The 19,945-nt window shown below is 76.5% G+C and carries 1 protein-coding gene; it reads right to left on the bottom strand.

Translation table 11 applies throughout. The features are described from left to right. Nucleotides 1-6: 6 nt before the first annotated feature. A complete protein-coding gene (locus ABD350_RS16430; RefSeq protein ID WP_344348844.1) occupies nt 7-19,932 on the bottom strand; it encodes a non-ribosomal peptide synthase/polyketide synthase in 19,926 nt (6,641 codons plus the stop codon). Nucleotides 19,933-19,945: the final 13 nt, after the last annotated feature.

Genomic DNA, 19,945 nt, shown 5'->3' with positions numbered 1-19,945 from the left:
GGGTCGTCACCGGCCTGTCCTTGCGTGCCGGGCGAGGTGGCGCAGGGCGGTGGCGAACTCCTCGGCCACCCGGCGTACGGTCGCGGTGTCGTGGACGCCGGTCCGGTGGTGCCAGGTGAAGGCGAGCCGGCCGTGCTGGACGGCGCCGACCACCTCCAGCGGGTGGGAGCCGGGGTCCCGGGGGTCGTGGTCCTGGCCGAAGGAGCCGTGTTCTGCGCGGACCAGGCCGCCGTCCGCCGTGTCGGGGCGGGCGTCCCACTGGCCGAGGTAGTTGAACACCACCTGGCTGTGCGCGGTGCCGCCGAGGCGTTCGCGGACCTCGGGCGGGCCGAAGGTGCGCAGCGCGCCGAAGCCGATGCCGCCCGCGGGTACGGCGCGCAGCCGGCGGCGCACCGACTTCACCAGTGCCCGCCAGTCGCGGTCCGGGCTCAGGTCGGCGGGGTCGGGGACGTCGAGAGCGACGGGGTGGACGGTGGTGAACCAGCCGACGGTGCGGGTCAGGTCGACGCCGTCGAGCAGGTCCTCACGGCCGTGTCCCTCCAGGTCCAGGCGGACCCGGTCGCGTCCCGTCCAGCGGGCCAGGGCCAGGGCGAGGGCGGCGAGCAGCACGTCGTTGACGCGGGTGCGGTAGGCGGTGGGAGCGGAGCGCAGCAGGGCGGTGGTGTCCTCCTCGCCGAGTTCCACGCTCACCGTGGCGGCCGGTCCGGCGCCGCCGGCCGGGGCCGGGGCCGGGGCCGGGGGCTCCTCGGTGTTCACCGCCTGTTCCCAGTAGGGCAGTTCGTGGTCGAGACCGCCCTCGGTGACATGTGCGGCGAGCCTCCTGGCCCACTCCCGGAAGCTGGTACTCCGCTCCCCCAGGGTGACCGGGCCGCCGTGCCGGGCCTGCCGGTAGGCGGTCTCCAGGTCGTCGCGCAGGATGCGCCAGGAGACGGCGTCCACGACCAGGTGGTGGGCGACGAGGAGGAGGAAGGCGGGCCGGTCGGCCGCGCCGGTGAACAGGGCCGCGCGCAGGTGCGGGCCGTGGGCCAGGTCGAAGCTCGCGTGGAGTTCGTCGGCGGCCTTGGTCATGGCCGCGTCGGCGTCCTCGGCGGACAGGCCCGTCAGGTCGTGCCGGACCAGGATGTCCTGGCCGGGGGCCGGCGGTGGGTTGAACTGCCGCCAGCCTCCGGCTTCCTGGGTGAACGTCATGCGCAGGGCGTCGTGGTGTTCCAACAGCGCGTCGAGGGCGGCGCGCAGGGCGCGCGGGTCGGGGGTGCCGTCGAGTTCCAGCAGTGCCGACTGGTTGAAGTGGTGGTGGGCGGCGCGCGGGGTGGTGAGGAACCAGTGCTGGATCGGGGTGAGCGGCACGTCGCCGGTGACCGGGCCGGTGGCGGACCGCCGGGGCGCGGCGCGCACGACGGTGGCGAGTTCGGCGACGGTCTGGTGGGTGAACAGGTCCCGGGTGGCCACGTGCAGGCCGTCGCGGCGCAGCCGGGAGACGACCTGCATGCTCAGGATGGAGTCGCCGCCGAGCGCGAAGAAGTTGTCGTCGGCGCCGACTTCTTCGATGCCCAGCACATCGGCCCAGATCCGGGCGATCCGGCGTTCGGTGCCGGTGCGCGGCGCGGTGCGCGGTCCGTCCGCGGCCTGGGCGGGGCCGGGCGCGGGCAGGGCGCGGCGGTCGGTCTTGCCGTTCGGGGTGAGCGGCAGCCGCTCCAGCGGGATGAAGACCGACGGCACCATGTGCGGGGGCAGTGACCCGGCCAGGTGCAGCCGCAGCTCACCGACGGGCGGGGCGGTGCCGTCCGCCGCCGGGACGACGTAGGCGACGAGCCGGGCCGGTGCGCCGCTCCCGTCCGCGCGGACGACGACGGCCGCGTCCCGGACCAGGGGGCTGCGGCGCAGCGCGCTCTCGATCTCGCCGGGTTCGATGCGGTAGCCGCGCAGCTTGACCTGGTCGTCGGCGCGTCCGGCGAAGTGGAGCCGGCCGTCGGCGGTCCACCGGACCAGGTCCCCGGTGCGGTACATCCGCTCCCCGGGCGCCCCGGACGGGTCGGGCAGGAACCGCTGGGCGGTCAGTCCGGGCCGGCCCAGATAGCCGCGGGCCAGGCCGGGTCCGGAGACGTACAGCTCGCCGGTCACGCCGGGCGGTACGGGGCGCAGGGCGGCGTCGAGCACCTGGACCCGGGTGGTGCCGGCGGGACGGCCGATGGACGGGGTCCCCGTGCCGGGGGTCAGCGGGCCGGTCCAGGTGGCGACCACGGTGGCCTCGGTGGGGCCGTAGGAGTTGATCATCCGGCGGCCGGGGGACCAGGTGTCGACCAGGTCGGCGGGGCAGGCCTCGGCGCCCACGATGAGGGTGCGCAAGCGGGGCAGGGCGGCGGCGGCCTCGGGCGGTACGGTGGCCAGCGCGGCCGGCGGGATCAGGGTGTGGGTGATCTCCCGTCCGGCGAGCACCTCGGCGAGCCGTTCCCCGACCAGCGGTCCTTCCTCGCCGGTGACCAGCGCGGCCCCGCCGAGCAGGGAGACGCACAGTTCCAGCACGGAGGCGTCGAAGCTCGGGGAGGCGAACTGCAGGACCCGGTCGCCGGGGCCCGCCGCGTACTGTTCGGCGGCCGCCGCGGCGAAGGAGGCCAGGCCCCGGTGGGTGACCACGACGCCCTTGGGGGTGCCGGTGGAGCCGGAGGTGTAGATGACGTAGGCGGGGTGGGCGGGGGTGAGCGCGGTGGTGCGGTCGGCGTCCGTGGGTGCCGTGTCCGGTCCGTCGGCGGCCCATACGCCGGCCGGGTCGCCGAGGACCAGGTGGGCGCCCGCGTCCCGGATCATGAACTCCCTTCTGGGGGCGGGGTAGTCGGGGTCCACGGGCAGGAAGGCACCGCCGGCCTTGGCGACGGCGAGCTGGGCCACCACGCTCGACGCCGAGCGGGGCAGCGCCAGGGCCACCACGCGCTCCGGTCCGACGCCGTCGCGGATGAGCCGGTGGGCGAGCCGGTTGGCCGCCCGGTCGACCTCGGCGTAGGTCAGTTCCCGGTCTCCGTCGATCAGCGCCACGGCGTCCGGGGTACGGGCCGCCTGCCGTTCGAACAGGGCGGGCAGGGTGGACTCGGGCACCGGGCTGAAGGTGCCCCGGCCGTGCGCCGACAGGGCCCTCAGCTCGTCGTCGGAGGCCGGCGGCAGGGCGCCGAGCGGCCGGTCGGGGTCCTCGGCGACGGCGCGCAGCAGGGTGCCGAGCTGTGCGGCCATCCGTTCGGCGGTGGTCGCGTCGAACAGGTCGGTGTTGTAGGTGAGCAGGCCGTGCAGGGCGCCGGTGCCGGTCTCGGCGAACTCCACGGTGAGGTCGAACGCGGCCTGCTGGGAGTCGGGTTCGACGTCGGTGACGTCCAGGCCGGGCAGGTCGACGGCGGCGGCCGGGGTGTTCTGGAGGACGACCATGACCTGGAAGAGCGGGCTGCGGCTGGTGTCCCGCTCGGGTTGGACGGCGTCCACGACCCGTTCGAACGGCACGTCCTGGTGGGCGAAGGCGTCGAGGACGGTCTGCCGTACGTCGGTGAGGAACGCGGCGAACGGCCGGGCGGCCTCGGCCCGGGAGCGCAGCACCAGGGTGTTGACGAAGAACCCGACCAGGCCCTGGGTCTCGGGCCGGTCGCGGCCGGAGGTGACGGTGCCCACGGCGATGTCCTCGGCGCCCGTGAGCCGGGCGAGGTAGGCCTGGGCGGCGGCGACGAGCGTAGTGAACAGGGTGGTGCCGTGGTCCCGGGCGAGCCGGGTGAGCCGGGTGACGGCCGGGGCGGGCACGGTCAGCCGGGTGGTCGCGCCGGCGCTGGTGCGCACCGGCGGGCGGGGCCGGTCGGTGGGCAGGTCCAGCGGTGCCGTGCCGGCCAGTCGCTCCTTCCAGTAGGCGAGGTGCTCGTCGGCGCCGGTGTCGCCGGCGGTGCGCTGCCAGTGCGCGTAGTCGGCGTACTGCACCGGCAGCGGCGGCAGTTCGCCGTCGGCCGCGCCCAGTTCGGCGCGGTAGTGGTGGGCGAGGTCGCCGAGCAGGACGGCGGTGGACCAGCCGTCGGTGACGATGTGGTGCAGGGCGAGGGAGAGGACGTGGTCCTGCTCGGCGAGCCGGATCAGGCCGGCGCGCAGCAGCGGGCCCTCGCGCAGGTCGAAGGGGCGGGCGCGGTCCTCGGCGAGCAGCCGCCGCATCTCCGGCTCCCACTTGGCCCCGGCGACCCTGGACAGGTCGCGGACGGGCAGCGGCACCTGCCGGGGCGGGTGGACGATCTGGACGCCGCGTCCGTCGACGCTGTCGAAGGTGGTGCGCAGGGACTCGTGCCGGGCCGCCACGGCGGTGAGGGCCGCGCGCAGCGCTCCGGTGTCCAGGGTGCCGCGCAGCCGCAGGGCGAGCGCGGTGACGTACTCCGCGCCGTCGGGTTCGAACTCCTGGAGGAACCACAGGCGTTGCTGGGCGTGGGACATCGGTGCGACGGTGCCGCGGTCGACCGGGACGAGCGCCGGGCGGCCGGATCCGCGACGGGTGCCGAGCAGCCGGGCCAGGGCGGCCGGCGTGGGGTGGGTGAACACCGCGCGCGGGGTGACGTCGGCGTCGAAGGTCTCGGCGAGCCGGGAGGCGAGCCGGATGCTCAGGATCGAGTCGCCGCCCAGCTGGAAGAAGTCGTCCTCCACACCGGGTGGTTCCGAGCCCAGCACCTCCGCGAAGACGGCCGCCGTGCGGCGCTCGGCCTCCGTGCGGGGTTCGGTCCGGGCCCGCCCGGGCAGGGCCTCGGGCGCGGGCAGGGCGGCCCGGTCGACCTTGCCGTTGCGGCTGAGCGGCAGGGCGGCGAGCGGGACGACGGCGGCGGGCACGAGGTAGTCGGGCAGGGTGCGGGCGGCGAAGGCCCGCAGTTCCCCGGCGTCCCGGCCGGCCTCTCCGACGACGTAGGCCACGAGCCGTTTGGCGCCCGGCCGGTCCTCGCGGGCCAGGACGGCGACGTCCGTCACGCCCGGGTGGGCGGCGAGCGCGGCCTCGGCCTCGCCGGGCTCCACCCGGAAGCCGCGGATCTTGACCTGGTCGTCGGCCCGGCCCAGGAACTCCACGGTGCCGTCCGGGCGCCGCCGGGCCAGGTCGCCCGTGCGGTACATGCGGGCGCCGGGCGGGCCGAAGGGGTCGGCGGGGAAGCGGGCGGCGCTCTCACCGGGGCGGCCCAGGTAGCCGCGTGCGACGCCCTCGCCGGCCAGGTACAGCTCGCCCGGGCAGCCCGGCGGTACGGGCCGCAGCCGGGCGTCGAGGACGTGGACCCGCATGTCGTCCAGCGGGTGGCCGATGGGGACGGTGCCGGGTACGGCCGCCGGGTCGGTGAGGGCGAAGGAGGTCGCGAAGGTGGTGGTCTCGGTGGGGCCGTAGCCGTCCACGACGGTCAGTCCGGGGCAGGCGGCCAGCACCCGGCGCACGGCGGCGGCGGGGACGACGTCGCCGCCGGTCCACACCTGCGCCAGGCCCCGGAAGCAGTCCGGGGCGTCCTGGGCGAGCAGCCGGAACAGTCCGGCGGTCAGCCACAGCGCGGTGAGCCCGCCGTCGGCGGCGAGCCGGCGCAGCAGGGCGGCGTCCACGCTCCCGCCGGGTGCCACGACCACGCGGCCGCCGTTGAGCAGGGGCGCCCACACCTCGAAGGTGGACGCGTCGAACGCCACCGGCGAGTGCAGCAGCACCCGGTCGCACACCCCGCCGCCGAAGCGGCTGTCGGTGCCCAGCGCCGCCACGTCCCGGTGCCGTACCGCGACGGCCTTGGGCAGCCCGGTGGAGCCGGAGGTGAACATCACGTAGGCCAACCGGTCGGGGTCGGCGGGCGGCAGCCGGTGCCCCGCCGCCGCGGTACGGGCCGCGGTCACGTCGGCCGCCGTGAGGCGGGCGGTGGCGCCCGCCTCGGTGAGCAGGGCGCGGCGGCGTTCCTCGGGGGCGCGGGTGTCGACGGGAACGTAGGCGCCGCCGGCCAGGAGGACCGCGAGCTGGGCGACGACGAGTTCGGCGGAGCGGTCCATCGGCAGGGCCACCCGGTCCTCGGGCGCCAGTCCGCCGGCGACCAGCCGTCCGGCCAGCGCGCGTGCCCAGTGGTGCAGTTCGCGGTAGGTCAGCTCGCGGTCGCCGTCGTGGACCGCGACCGCGTCCGGGGTGCGGCGGGCCCGCTCGGCGAACAGGTCCACGGGGCTGCGCGGATCGGCCGGGCGGGCGGTGGTGTTCCAGGCGGCCAGCAGTTCGCGGTCGGCCGGGGTGAGCAGGTCCAGGCGGGCCAGGTCGGTGTCGAATCCGTCGGCGAGGGTGGTGAGCAGCGCGGCCAGCCGGCCGGCGGCGCGCTCGGCGGTGCCGGGGTCGAACAGGGCGGGGTCGTAGGCCAGGTCGAAGCCGAGCCGTTCGTCGAGGTGGGCGCGCAGGCACCAGGCGAAGGTGGTGGCGTCGTCGGCGCGTACCTCCTCGACACGCACGCCGGTGCGGGCGGTCGCCGACTCGTCCACGGGGTAGTTCTCGAACACCACCATGCTGTCGAACAGCGGCTCGCCGGGCGGGACTTCGCTGACGGCCTGGATGCGCGGCAGGGCGAGGAAGTCGAAGCGGCGGGCGTCGCTCTGCCGTTCCTGGAGGTCGCGCAGCCAGGGCAGCACCGGCCCGGCGGGGATCCGCACCCGGGCCGGCACGGTGTTCACGAACATGCCGATCATGCCTTCGACGCCGGGGAGTTCGGCCGGGCGGCCGGAGACGGTGGTGCCGAACACCACGTCGTCCCGGCCGCCGGAGCGGGCCAGCAGCAACGCCCAGGCGCCCTCCACCACGGTGTTGACGGTGAGTCCGGCGCGGGCGGCGCGCTCCCGCAGCCGGCGGGAGACCTCCGCGTCCAGCTCGTGGTGGACGGCGGCGGCGGAGCGGGCCCGGTGGGCCTCGGCGGGCGCCCGGTCGTACGGCAGCGGGGTGCGGGCGGTGAATCCGGCGAGCGCCTCGGCCCAGTGCCGTTCGGCGGCCGTCTCGTCCTGCGCGCGCAGCCAGTGCAGGAAGTCCGCGAAGGGCCGCCGGACGGGGGATGCCTCCTCGGGGCCGCCGGTGAGGGCGGCGTAGCGGGCGCAGACCTCGGTGAGCAGCTGCCCGGTGCTCCAGCCGTCGAGGACGATGTGGTGGGTGGACCACAGCAGCAGCACCTCGTCGCCGGGCAGCGCGGCCAGGGTGATCCGGGTGAGCGGCGCGGTGGTGAGGTCCAGGCCGGCCGCGCGGTCCTCGGCGAGCAGCCGGTCGGTGGCCTCGGCGCGCTCGGCGGGCGTCAGGGTGCGCCAGTCGAGGTGGGTGACGGGCAGTTCGGCGTGGCGGTGGACGACCTGGACGGGGTGGGGCAGGCCGTGCCAGTGGACGCTGGTGCGCAGCGCCGGGGTGCGGTCGGCGACCTGCTGCCAGGCGGTGGCGAAGGCGCGCGGGTCGGCCACCCCGGACAGCCGTACGGCGGTGCGGTCGAAGTAGGCGTGCTCGGTGCCGACGAGGCCGTGGAAGAGCATGCCGGACTGGAGCGGGGTGAGCGGCAGCACGTCCTCGATGTGCCGGCCGGTGCCGACGAGCCGGTCCAGCTCGTCCTGTCCAAGGCCGGCGAGGGGGAAGTCGGAGGGGGTGCGGCCGCCGGCTCCGGGGTCCGCGCAGTGCGCCACGATCTCGCGCAGGGCGGTGAGGGTGTCCTCGGCGAGCCGGCGGACGGTGGTCTCGTCGTAGACGGCCGCCGGGTAGGTCCAGCCGAGCTCGAGGCGGCCGTGCTGGACGACGCCGGTGATGTCCAGCAGGTAGGGGCGGGGTTCGTCCGGGTCGGTGTCGCGGCCGGCCGGGGGCAGCGCGCCGCGGAACAGGCCGCCGGTGCCGTCGGTGTCCCACCGGCCGTGGTAGTTGAAGCCGACCCTCGGTGCCGGGGCGCCGGCGAGGGGGCTGCCGGGCACCAGGTGGCGCAGGGCGCCGTGGCTCAGGCCGTGCAGCGGGACCGCGCGCAGCTGTTCCTTGACCGAGCGGAGGGTGTCGTGCCAGCCGGCGTCCGGGGCGACGCGCAGGGCCAGGGGGTACTCGGCGGTGAACCAGCCGACGGTCCGGGACAGGTCCACGTCCTCGAAGAGTTCCTCCCGGCCGTGGCCCTCCACGCCCAGCAGGACGGTGTCGCGTCCGCACCAGCGGGCCAGGGTGCGGCCGAGGGCGCCGAGCAGGACGTCGTTGACCTGGGTGCGGTAGGTCTCCGGGACCCGGCGCAGCAGGGCGTCGGTGGTGGGCTGGTCCAGGGTGACGGTGAGGGTGGCGGCGGTGCCGTGGGTGTTCGGTCCGGGGCGTCCGGCGGGCAGCTCGGCGGGGGCCGCGCCGGTGCGGATCCAGTACGGCAGGTCGGCGTCCAGGGCGCCGGAGCGGGTGTGCCGCTCCAGGCGGGCGGCCCAGTGGCCGTAGGGGGTGCCGGGGGCGGGCGGGTCGGCGGGCCGGCCGGCCGCCGCCGCCCGGTGGGCGGCCTCCAGGTCCGCGAGCAGGATCCGCCAGGACACCCCGTCGATGACCAGGTGGTGGGCGGTGACGACGAGTTGGCCGGGACGGTCCGGGCCCCGGTCGAGGAACAGGACGCGGACGACGCGCCCGGCCGTGGGATCGAGGGCGGCCTGCGCCTCCTGGGTGAGCCGCTGGGCCTCGCTCTCCAGCGCCGGGCCGTCCAGCGCGGCCACGTCGTGCCGGGTGAACACGCCGTCCGGGGCCTCGGGCAGCGCCTCCTGGCGCCAGCCGCCGGGGGTGTGGCGGAACCGGGTGCGCAGGGCCGCGTGCGCGCGGACGACCGCGTCGGTGGCCCGCTCCAGTGCCGGGGAGCGGGTTCCGGCGGCGAGTTCCAGGCGCTGGGTCATGGTGAACCGCAGCGGCCGGGCGGGGTCGCGGCCGTCCAGGTACCAGTGCTGGATCGGGGTCAGCGGTGCCTCGCCGGCCTCCTCGACGACCGGTCGGGGCGTGGACTGCTTCGCGCACAGGGCGAGTTCGGCGACGGTCTGGTGCCGGAAGACGTCCTTGGTGGTGAGGGCGTATCCGGCCTGCCGGGCGCGGGAGACGATCTGGATGCTCAGGATGGAGTCGCCGCCTAGGGCGAAGAAGTTGTCGCGGGCGCCGACGCGTTCGACGCCGAGTACCTCGGCCCAGATCGCGGCCAGGCGTTCCTCGGTGCCGGGCCGGGGGGCGACGTACGGGGTGGCGCTGTCGGGCCGCGCGGGCGGGGCGGGCAGGGCGCGCCGGTCGGTCTTGCCGCTGGTGGTGCGCGGGATACGGGCGAGCGGGACGAACGCGGCGGGCACCATGTGGTCGGGCAGGGTGCGGCGCAGCGCGAGGCGCAGGGCGTCGGCGGACGGGACGCGTCCGGCGGCGGGCACCACATAGCCGACGAGCATGAGCCGGCCGGCGTGTTCCCGGGCGGCCACCGCGGCGTCGGCGACATCGGGGTGGTCCAGCAGGGCGGCCTCCACCTCGCCGGGCTCGATGCGGAACCCGCGGATCTTGACCTGTTCGTCCACCCGGCCCAGGAACTCCAGCAGCCCGTCCCCGTCCCAGCGGGCCCGGTCCCCGGTGCGGTACATCCGCTCCCCCGGCGCCCCGAACGGGTCGGCGGGGAAGCGGGCGGCGGTCAGGCCGGGCCGGTTCAGGTAGCCGCGGGCCACCTGCGCCCCGGCCAGGTACAGCTCGCCGGGCACACCGGGCGGCACCGGGCGCAGGGCGCCGTCGAGGACGTAGGCGCGCAGCCTTCCGCCGGGGCGGCCGATGACCGGGCGGTCGGGGCGGTCCGCAACGCGGCCGTAGACGGCGTCGACGGTGCACTCGGTGGGCCCGTACATGTTGTACACGGCCACGCCCGTATCCCGTTCGGCGCGGGCGAGTTCGCGCCAGACCGCCGGGGTGACGGCCTCGCCGCCGACGAGCAGCAGGCGCGGGTGGTGGCGGCCGGGGGCGAGCAGTCCGGCGGCGGTGAGTTCGCGCAGGAAGGAGGGGGTGACGTTGACCAGGTCCAGGCGGTGCTCGGCGACCTGGGCGCAGAACGCCTCCGGGTCCAGGCGGACGTCCTCGTCGATGAGGTGCACCTCGTGGCCGAGGGCGAGCAGCAGGGGCCCCTCCCAGGAGGTGTCGAAGGAGAAGGAGGCGCTGAGCGCGGCCCGCAGCCGCCGTCCGTCCGTGGTGTGCGGGGCGAGCAGGCCCGCGCGGTGGTCGTGGCAGAGGTTGACCAGCTGCCGGTGTTCCACGGCGACGCCCTTGGGGCGGCCGGTGGAGCCGGAGGTGTAGACGAGGTAGGCGGTGTGTCCGGGCAGCAGGGGCCGGATGCGGTCGGCGTCGGTCGGGTCGTGGTCGGGCAGCCGGTCCCAGGGCACCTCGTCCAGGTGGGTCAGCAGGATGTGCGGGCGGGCGTCGGCGAGCAGGAGGTCCTGCCGGTGCCGGGGCAGTTCCGGGTCCAGGCAGAGCAGGGTGGCGCCCGCCTTCAGGACCGCGAGCAGGGTGACCATCAGGTCGGTGGTGCGTGGCAGGCGTACGGCGACGACGTCCTCGGGGCCGGCGCCCTGGGCGATGAGGTGGTGGGCGAGCCGGTTGGCGCGCCGGTTGAGCGCGGCGAAGCCGAGGGTGGTGTCGCGGGCGGCGAGCGCGGTGTGGTGGGGGGTGCGGGCGGCCTGGGCCTGGAAGAGGGCGGGGAAGGTGGTGTCCGGCGCGGGCAGCGGGGCGCCCCGGCCGTGGCGGAGCACCTGGCGGTGTTCGTCGCCGGTCATCAGCGGCAGCCGGCCGACGGGCTGCCCGGGGTCCTCGGCGGCGGCCTCCAGCAGGACGCGCAGCCGGGCGGCGAGGCGTCCGGCGGTGTCGGCGTCGAACAGGCCGGTGCTGTACTCCAGGTGGCCGGTGAGGCCGTCGTCGGTCTCCACGAAGTCGAAGGCGAGGTCGAAGGTGGCGGTGCGGACCGGCGGGGTGACCGGTGTCACCGTCAGGCCGGGCAGCCGGGGTGGTTCGGCGTCGAGGTTGTGCAGGGCGACCATGACCTGGAACAGCGGGGTACGGCTGGTGTCCCGCTCGGGCTGGACGGCGTCCACGACGCGTTCGAAGGGCACTTCCTGGTGGGCGAACGCGTCCAGGACGGTGGTGCGCACCCCGGCCAGCAGTTCCCTGAAGGGCAGTTCGGGGCGGACCCGGGCGCGCAGCACCAGCGTGTTGACGAACATGCCGACCACGTCGTGCAGTTCGGGCTTCTCGCGGCCGGCGGTGACGGTGCCGACGGTGACGTCCTCCTGGCCCGCCCAGCGCGCGAGCAGCACCTGGCAGGCCGTCACCAGGGTCATGTACAAGGTGGCGTCGGCTTCCCGGCCGCGCTCGCGCAGCCGCTCGGTGAGCGCGGCGGGCAGGGTGAACGTCAGCAGGGCGCCGTCCCGGGTGCGGACGGCGGGGCGCGGCCGGTCGGTGGGCAGTTCCAGCGGGGTCACGCCGTCCAGGGTCCGACGCCAGTAGGCGAGGTGGGAGTCGGCGCGTTCGGCGCGGGCGCGCTGCCAGGCGGCGTAGTCGGCGTAGCGCACGGGCAGTGCGGGCAGGGTGGGGCGGCGGTCCTCCAGGGCGGCCGTGTACAGCTCGCCCAGGTCCCGGGCCAGCACTCCGCCGGACCAGCCGTCGGTGACGATGTGGTGGACGGCCAGCACCAGGACGTGCTCGCCGGCGGCGAGCCGGGCCAGGCGGGCCCGCAGCAGCGGCCCGGCGGCCAGGTCGAAGGGGGTGCCGGCTTCCCGCTCCAGGAGGGCGTCCAGGGCGGTGGTGTCCGCCAGGTCGTCCACCGGGAGGTCCACGGGCCGCGGCGGGTGTACGAACTGCCGGGCCTGGCCGTCGTGTTCGGCGAAGGTGGTGCGCAGCGCCTCGTGCCGGGCGACCAGGCCGTCCAGCGCGGTGCGCAGCGCGGTGGTGTCCAGGGTGCCGCGCAGCCGCAGCACGGACAGGGTGGTGTACGCGGTACCGCCCGGCTCGAACCGGTCGAGGAACCACAGGCGTTGCTGGGCGTACGACAGGGGGGCCGGGGCGTCCGGATCGGTGGCCGGGATGGTGGCGGCGGCCGGGTCCGCCCCGGCCACGGCCGCGGTCCGGGGCTCGCCCAGTTCGGCGGCGAGACGGGACAGCGTGGAGTGGGTGAACAGCAGCCGGGGCGAGATGTCCGTGCCGAAGGCGGCGCGCAGCCGGGAGGTGACGCGGACGGCGAGGATGGAGTCGCCGCCGAGGGCGAAGAAGTCGTCGTCGGCGCCGACCTCGCCGGTGTCCAGGACGTCCGTCCAGGCGGCGGCGACCAGCCGTTCGGCGGCGGTGCGCGGCGGGGTCCGGGTGGCGTCGGCGGCGAAGCCGTCGGGGCCGGGCGCAGGCAGGGCGCGCCGGTCGAGCTTGCCGTTGGCGGTGAGCGGCAGCGCGGCCAGCGGCACATACGCGGCCGGCACCATGTGCGCGGGCAGCAGCCCGGCCAGGTGGGCGCGGAGTTCCGCGGCGGGCGGGGGTGGTACGGCACGGTCGCCGGTTCCGGTGCCGACGACGTGGGCGACGAGGCGGCGGGTGCCGGCGGCGTCCTCGTACACGCCGACGGTGGCCGCGCCCACGCCGGGGTGGCGGTGCAGGGCGGCCTCGATCTCGCCGGGCTCGATGCGGTAGCCGCGGATCTTCACCTGCTGGTCGGCGCGGCCCAGGTACTCCAGGGTGCCGTCGGCCCGCCAGCGGGCCCGGTCGCCGGTGCGGTACATGCGGGTGCCGGGCGGGCCGAAGGGGTCGGCGGGGAAGCGGGTGGCGGTGAGTCCGGGGCGGTCGAGGTAGCCGCGGGCCAGGCCCTCGCCGGCGACGTACAGTTCGCCGACGGCGCCGGGCGGCACCGGTGTCAGGCGGCCGTCGAGGACGTAGAGCCTGAGGTCGGGGATGCCGGTGCCGATGGGGCTGGCGGTGCCGGCGCGGGCCGCCGGGGCGTCCAGCGGCGCGTAGGTGACGTGCACGGTGGTCTCGGTGATGCCGTACATGTTCACCAGGCGGGGCGCGGTGTCCGGGTGGCGGGCGTACCAGTCGGCGAGCCGGGCGACGTCCAGTGCCTCGCCGCCGAACACCACCGTGCGCAGCGCCAGCCGCCGGCTCGCTTCGGGGAGTTCTGCGTCGGCGCGGATCAGCGGGTAGAAGGCGGAGGGGGTCTGGTTGAGGACGGTGACCCGTTCGTCGGCGAGCAGGCGCAGGAAGTCCTCCGGGGAGCGGGCGGTGTCCTCGGGGACGATCACCAGCCGGCCGCCGTGCAGCAGCGGACCCCACAGCTCCCACACCGAGAAGTCGAAGGCGTAGGAGTGGAACAGCGTCCACACGTCGTCGGGGCCGAAGCCGAACCAGTCCCGGGTGCGGGTGAACAGCCGGACGACGTTCGCGTGCGGGACGACGACGCCCTTGGGGCGGCCGGTGGAGCCGGAGGTGTAGATGGCGTAGGCGGGGCTGTCGGGGTGCGCGCGGCGGGGCGGGCCGGCGGCCGGGCGGCGGGCCAGGTCGGCGCGCACGTCCGGGTCGTCCAGCGGTACCCGGGGCACGCCGGTGTCCGCCAGGGTCTGCCCGGTGGTGACGAGCGCGACCGGTCGGGCGTCCGCCAGCAGGTGCCGGACGCGTTCGGCGGGCAGGGCGGGGTCGACGGGCAGGTAGGCGGCGCCGGTCTTGAGGACGGCGAGGACGGCCACGACGAGGTCGGTGGAGCGGGGCAGGGCGAGCGCGACGAACGTCTCGGGGCCGGCGCCGAGTTCGGCGAGCCGGTGCGCGAGCCGTCCGGAGCGTGCGTCCAGGGTGGCGTAGTCGAGCCGTTCGCCGCCGCAGGTGACGGCCTCGGCGCCGGGGGTGCGGGCGGCCTGGGCGGTGAACAGGGCGTCCAGGGTGTCGGCGGGCCGGCCCTCGGCGGTGCCGTTCCAGTCCGTGAGGATGCGGTGCCGCTCCTCGGCGGTGGTCCAGGCGAGGGCGCGCACGGGCCGGTCGGGGTCGTCGGCGAGCTCGGTGAGCAGCAGGCACAGCCGGTCGGCGAGGGAGCGTACGGTCGGGGCGTCGAACAGCTCGGGGTCGTAGCCGAGGTCGAAGCCGAACCGCTCGCCCTGCCAAGCGCGCAGCACGAGCGGGTAGTTGGTGGCGTCGCGGGCCGAGACGTCGGCCAGGCGGATGCCGGTCGCGACGGAACGCGCCTGGTCGAAGGGGTAGTTCTCGAAGGCGACCATGCTGTCGAACAGCGGGCTGCCGGCGGGTATGTCGCTCAGCGCGGTCAGTTCGGCGAGGGACACCTCGGCGAACCGGCGGGCTGCGGCCTGCTCTTCCTGGAGTCCGCGGAGCCAGTCGGCGGCGGTGCCGGCGTCGTCCACGCGGACCCGGGTGGGCAGGGTGTTGATGAACATGCCCACCATGGACTCGGCGCCGGGCAGGTCGTCGGGGCGTCCGGAGACGGTGGTGCCGAACAGCACGTCCGGCTCGCCGGCGTAGCGGGACAGCAGCAGGGCCCAGGCGCCCTGCACCACGGTGCCCAGGGTGAGTCCGGCCGCCCGTGCGGTGCGGGCCAGGCGCGCGGAGACCTCGTCGGACAGGGCGGCGGTGTGCACCCGGCCGGAGCGGGTCTCGTGGCCGGGGCGGCGGACGCGGTCGGCGGGCAGCGGGGTGGGGGTGGCGAACCCGGCGAGGACGGTCCGCCAGTGCGCGCGGGCGGCCTCGGTGTCCCGGCCGGCCAGCCAGCGCACGTAGTCGCCGAACGGCCGCCGCGCCGGGGGCCGGGGCGCGGTGCCGGCGGTGAGGGCCGCGTACTCCTCGAACACGTCGGTGAGCACCTGGGCGAGGCTCCAGCCGTCCAGGATCAGATGGTGGGAGGTCCACAGCAGGTGCAGCCGGGCGTCGGGCAGCCGGACGAGGGTGAGCCGCATCAGCGGTGCCGTGCCCAGGTCCAGGCCGCGCGCGAGGTCGTCGGCGCGCAGCCGCTCCAGCCGTGCGGCCCGCTCCCGCGCGTCCAGCTCCCGCCAGTCCGACTGCCGTATGGGTACGGCGACTTGCCGGTGGACGACCTGGAGCGGCACCGGTACGCCCTCCCACACCACCGAGGTGCGCAGTGCCGGGGTGCGGTCGGTGACCCGCTGCCAGGCCAGGGCGAGGGCGTCGGGGTCGGTGACGCCGTCCAGCAGGAGGGCGGCCTGGTCCACGTACACGTCGTCCGGTCCGCCGACCAGCCGGTGGAAGAGCATGCCCTCCTGGAGCGGGGTGAGCGGCAGCAGGTCCTCCACGTCCCGGCCGTCGCCCACGAGACGGTCGACTCCGGTCTGGTCCAGGCGGGCCAGCGGGAAGTCGGAGGGGGTGCGGCCGCCCGCTTCGGGCCGGGCGCAGTGCTCGGCGATGCCGGCGAGCGCGGCCACCATGGCGTCGGCCAGCCGCCGTACGGTGCCGGTGTGGTGCACCTGGTCGCTGTAGTACCAGGTGATCTCCAGCTCGCCGTCGGCGACCAGGGCGGACACGTCCAGGAGGTGGTCCAGGGGCGCGCCGGGGTCCATGTCGGTGCCGGGGACGTCGGCGACGGGCGCGAAGTCGCCTCCGGCGGGCGCCTCCCACTGGCCGTGGTAGGTGAAGCACACCTGGGGCAGCGGGAGCCGGCCGAGCGCCCGGGCCTCGGGCCGGGGCGAGCCGAGGTGGCCGAGGGCCTGGTAGCCGAGGCCGCGCCGGGGCACGGCCCGCAGCCGTTCCTTGACGGCCTTGAGGGTGGTCCCCCAGTCGTCCGGGCCCGCCGGGGTGAGAGTGACCGGGTACTGGGTGGTGAACCAGCCGACCGTGCGGGCCAGGTCGGCGCCCGCGGCGAGGTCCTCCTCGCGGCCGTGGCCCTCCAGGGCGACGGTCACCCGGTCGGTGCCCGTCCAGTCGGCCAGCACCCGGCCCAGCGCGCTCAGCAGCACGTCGTTGACCTGGGTGCGGTAGACGCCGGGCACCTTGCGCAGCAGGGCCTCGGTGGTGGCCCGGTCCACCCGGGTGCGGACCGTGCGCACGGATCCGGCGAGCGGGGCGCCGGGCAGGTCGACGGGGAGCGGGGTGCGCGGCTCGGCGGTCTCCCGCGTCCAGTAGGGCAGGTCGTCGTCCAGGCCGCCGGCCCGGACCCGCTCGGCGAGCGCGCGCGCCCAGGCGGTGAACGGGGTGTGTTCGGGCTCCAGACGCGGCTGCTCGCCCGCCGCCGCCTGCCGGTAGGCGGTCTCCAGGTCGGCGAGCAGGATCCGCCAGGAGACGCTGTCGACGGCCAGGTGGTGGGCGGCGAGGAAGAGTCGCGGGCGGTCCGGGCCGGTGAGCAGGGCGGCGCGCAGCAGGGTGCCGGTGGCCGGGTCCAGGGCGGCGCGGGCGGCGCGGGCCGCCTCGGCGGGCGGGGTGCCGGGGGCGCAGCGGGTCAGCAGCCCGCCGGCCGGGCCGGTGCCGGGGTGCTGCCGCCAGGTGTCCTTGGTGCGGGTGAAGCGGGTGCGCAGGGCGGGATGGCGGGCGGCCACCGCCTCCAGCGCCTGTTCCAGTGCCCGCGTATCGAGGTCGTGGGGCAGGTCGAGCAGCATCGACATACTGAAGTGGCGCAACGGCCCGTGCGTGGCGAAGAACCACTCCTGGACCGGGGTGAGCGGGGCGGGCCCGTCCTCGTGCGGGCGCCGGGGCGCGGGTACGGCGGCGGTGCGGCGGGGCGCGGCGGCGGCCAGGTCGGCGACCGTCTGGTGCCGGAAGACGTCCTGGGAGCCGATGCCGAGCCCGGCGGCGCGGGCCCGGGAGACGGCCTGGATGCTGAGGATGGAGTCGCCGCCCAGTTCGAAGAAGTTGTCGGTGACGCCCACCCGGTCCACCCCGAGCACCTCGGCCCAGATACCGGCGAGGATCTCCTCCTCCGGGGTGCGCGGTGCGGTGAACTCCCGTTCCTCCCCAGGGTGTTCGGGGGCCGGGAGGGCGCGGCGGTCCAGTTTGCCGCTGGTGGTCAGCGGCAGCGCCTCAAGCGGGGTGAAGGAGGACGGCACCAGCGCCTCGGGCAGCACCCGGCGCAGCGCCGCCCGCAGGCCGGCGGGGGCGGGCCGGGCCGCGCCGGGCGCGGGGACGACGTAGGCGGCCAGCCGGGTGTGGCCGTGCGGGTCGGGCACGGGGACGACCGCGGCGGCGGCGATGCCGTCCAGGGCGAGCAGGGCGGCCTCGATCTCGCCGGGCTCGATACGGTGGCCGCGCACCTTGACCTGGTCGTCGGCGCGCCCGAGGTAGTCGAGGCGGCCGTCGGCGGTCCAGCGGGCCAGGTCGCCGGTGCGGTACATCCGCTCCCCCGGCGCCCCGAACGGGTCGGCGAGGAAGCGGGCCGCGGTCAGCCCCGGCCGGCCGGTGTAGCCCCGGGCGAGCTGCGGACCCGCCAGGTACAGCTCGCCGCCGACGCCGGGCGGCACCGGCCGCAGCCGGGCGTCGAGCACATACGCCCGCAGCCCGGGCAGGGGGCGGCCCACCAGCGGGCGGTCGCGGCCGTCGATCCGGCAGGACAGCGCGTCGACCGTGCACTCGGTGGGGCCGTAGAAGTTGTGCGCGGTCACCTCCGGGTGGGCGGCCAGCTCCCGCCACAGCGCGGGTCCGACCGGCTCGCCGCCGAGCATGAGGACGCGGGGGCGGTGCCGGGGGTCGGTGAGCAGCCCGGCGGGCAGCAGCTGCCGCAGATAGGAGGGGGTGAGGTCGAGGAAGTCGATGCGGTGCTCGACCACGTACTCGACCAGGGCGGCCGGGTCCATCCGGGTGTCCTCGTCCACCAGGTGCAGCGGGTGGCCGTCGGCGAGCAGCAGCACGCCTTCGAGGGAGGTGTCGAAGGAGAAGGACGCGGTGAGCGCGACCCGCAGCGGGCCGCCGCCCGCCTCGGCGACGAAGCCGGACCGGTGCGCGGCCAGCAGGTGGGCCGCCGCGCGGTGGGGCACGGCGACGCCCTTGGGACGGCCGGTGGAGCCGGAGGTGTGGATGACGTACGCGGTGTGCTCCGGATCCAGTGGGGCCTGCCGGTCGGCGTCGGTGGGGTCGGTGTCCGGGGCGGTCGCCGGTACGGCGCGCAGCGCGGCCTCGTCCAGCACCAGCGCCGGGCGCACGTCGTCCAGCAGGAACCGGACCCGTTCCTCGGGCAGCGCCGGGTCCAGCGGGAGGTAGCCGGCGCCCGCCTTCCACACGGCGAGGATCGCGGTGATCATGTCGGCGGTGCGCGGCAGCCGCAGCGCGACCAGCCGTTCGGGGCCGGCGCCGAGCGCGATGAGGTGGTGGGCGAGCCGGTTGGCGCGGGCGTTGAGCGTGGCGTAGTCCAGCCGTTCGCCGCCCGCGACGAGGGCGAGGGCGGTCGGGGTGCGGGCCGCGCGCCGCTGGAAGATCTCCGGGTGGGTGGCCTCGGGCACGGTCTGCCGGGGGCCGGCGCTCCAGTCGCGCAGGACGTGCCGCAGTTCGTCCCGCGAGAGCAGCGGCAGGCTGTCCAGCGGGCGGTCCGGTGCCTCGGCCGCGCCCTGGAACAGGCGCAGCAGTTGTCCGGCCAGCCGCTCGGCCGTGCCGGCGTCGAACAGGTCGGTGCGGTACTCCAGCAGTCCGGTCAGGCCGGCGCCGTCCGGCACGAACTCGATGCTCAGGTCGAAGGTGGCCGCCCGCCGGGGCACGGTGACCGGGGTGGCGGCGAGCCCGTGCGGGGCGGTCGCGGTGGGCGGGGCGGGGTGCAGCAGCACCATCACGTCGAACAGCGGGTTGCGGCCCGCCTCGCGGGGCGCGCCGACCGCCTCCACGATCCGTTCGAACGGCGTGTCGCCGTGGGCGAAGGCGTCGCTCACCGTGTCGGCGGCCTTGGCCAGCAGGTCGCGGAAGGAGCCGGAGGCGTCCACTCGGGTGCGCAGCACGACGGTGTTCACGAAGAACCCGACGGTCCGTTCGAGGTCGGTGCGGGGCCGGCCGGGGGTGAGGGAGCCCACGGCGATGTCGTCCTGCCCGGACCAGCGGGCCAGCAGCGCCTGCACGGCGGCGACCAGGGCGGTGTGCAGGGTGCTGTGCCGTTCGGCCGCGAGGTCGCGCAGCCGCGCGGTCAGCGGGGCGGGGACGGTGAAGGTGTGCACGGCGCCCTCGCCCGCCTCCTCGCCGCGCCGAGGCCGGTCCAGGGGCAGCTCGGGGGCCGCCGTCCCGGCCAGCTTCTCCTTCCAGTGGGCGAGTTCGCGGTCCAGGCGGGGCCCGGAGAGCTGGGCGCGCTGCCACACCGCGAAGTCCGGGTACTGCGTCGGCACCGGGGGCAGCCCGGGGGCGGCGCCGCGTGCCAGGGCGTCGTAGGCGGTGCGCAGTTCGTCCAGGACGATGCCCATCGACCATCCGTCGGTGACGATGTGATGGGCCGTCAGCAGCAGGACGTGCGCGGTCGCCGACTCGCGCAGCAGCAGGGCGCGCAGCAGCGGTCCGTGCCGCAGGTCGAAGGGGCGGGAGTACTCCGCCAGCAGGTCCGCGTCGAGGTCGCTGGTGTCCCGGACCGGGAGCGGGACCGGGCCCGCCGGGCGGACGCGCTGCGCCGGGCGGCCGTCGGTCTCCTCGAAGGTGGTGCGCAGGGCCTCGTGCCGGGCCACGACGGTGGCGAGGGCCGCGCGCAGCGCCTCGTGGTCCGGCGCCCCGGTGAAGCGGACCGCGACCGCGCTGTTGTAGCGGGCGTCGCCGGGCCGCAGCCGGTCCAGGAACCACAGGCGCTGCTGGGCGAACGACAGCGGCAGCGGGCGGTCCCGGTCGGCGCGCGGGATGCCCCGCCGGGCGGCCGGGGCGCCGTCGGCGGCCCGGCCGGCGAGGCGCCGCCGCAGTGCCTCCCGCATCTCCTCGGGCAGCGCCTGGGCACGGTCCCGCCGGGACGGACCGGAGGGACGGGCGGGCCGGGAGGAGGGGTCGGGGGTGTCGGAGGAGCCGGAGGGGTTCGAAGGGGTCGAAGACGTCATGGTCGTCGGATCC

Source organism: Streptomyces nogalater, assembly GCF_039532885.1.
Classification (GTDB): domain Bacteria; phylum Actinomycetota; class Actinomycetes; order Streptomycetales; family Streptomycetaceae; genus Streptomyces; species Streptomyces nogalater.
Note: the sequence above shows the minus strand (reverse complement) of the source record. Positions and strands in the feature narration are given on the sequence as shown.

Coding starts and splice junctions, on each gene's coding strand:
- ABD350_RS16430 (WP_344348844.1), bottom strand. CDS start 19,932: ATGACGTCTTCGACCCCTTCGAACCCCTCCGGCTCCTCCGACACCCCC.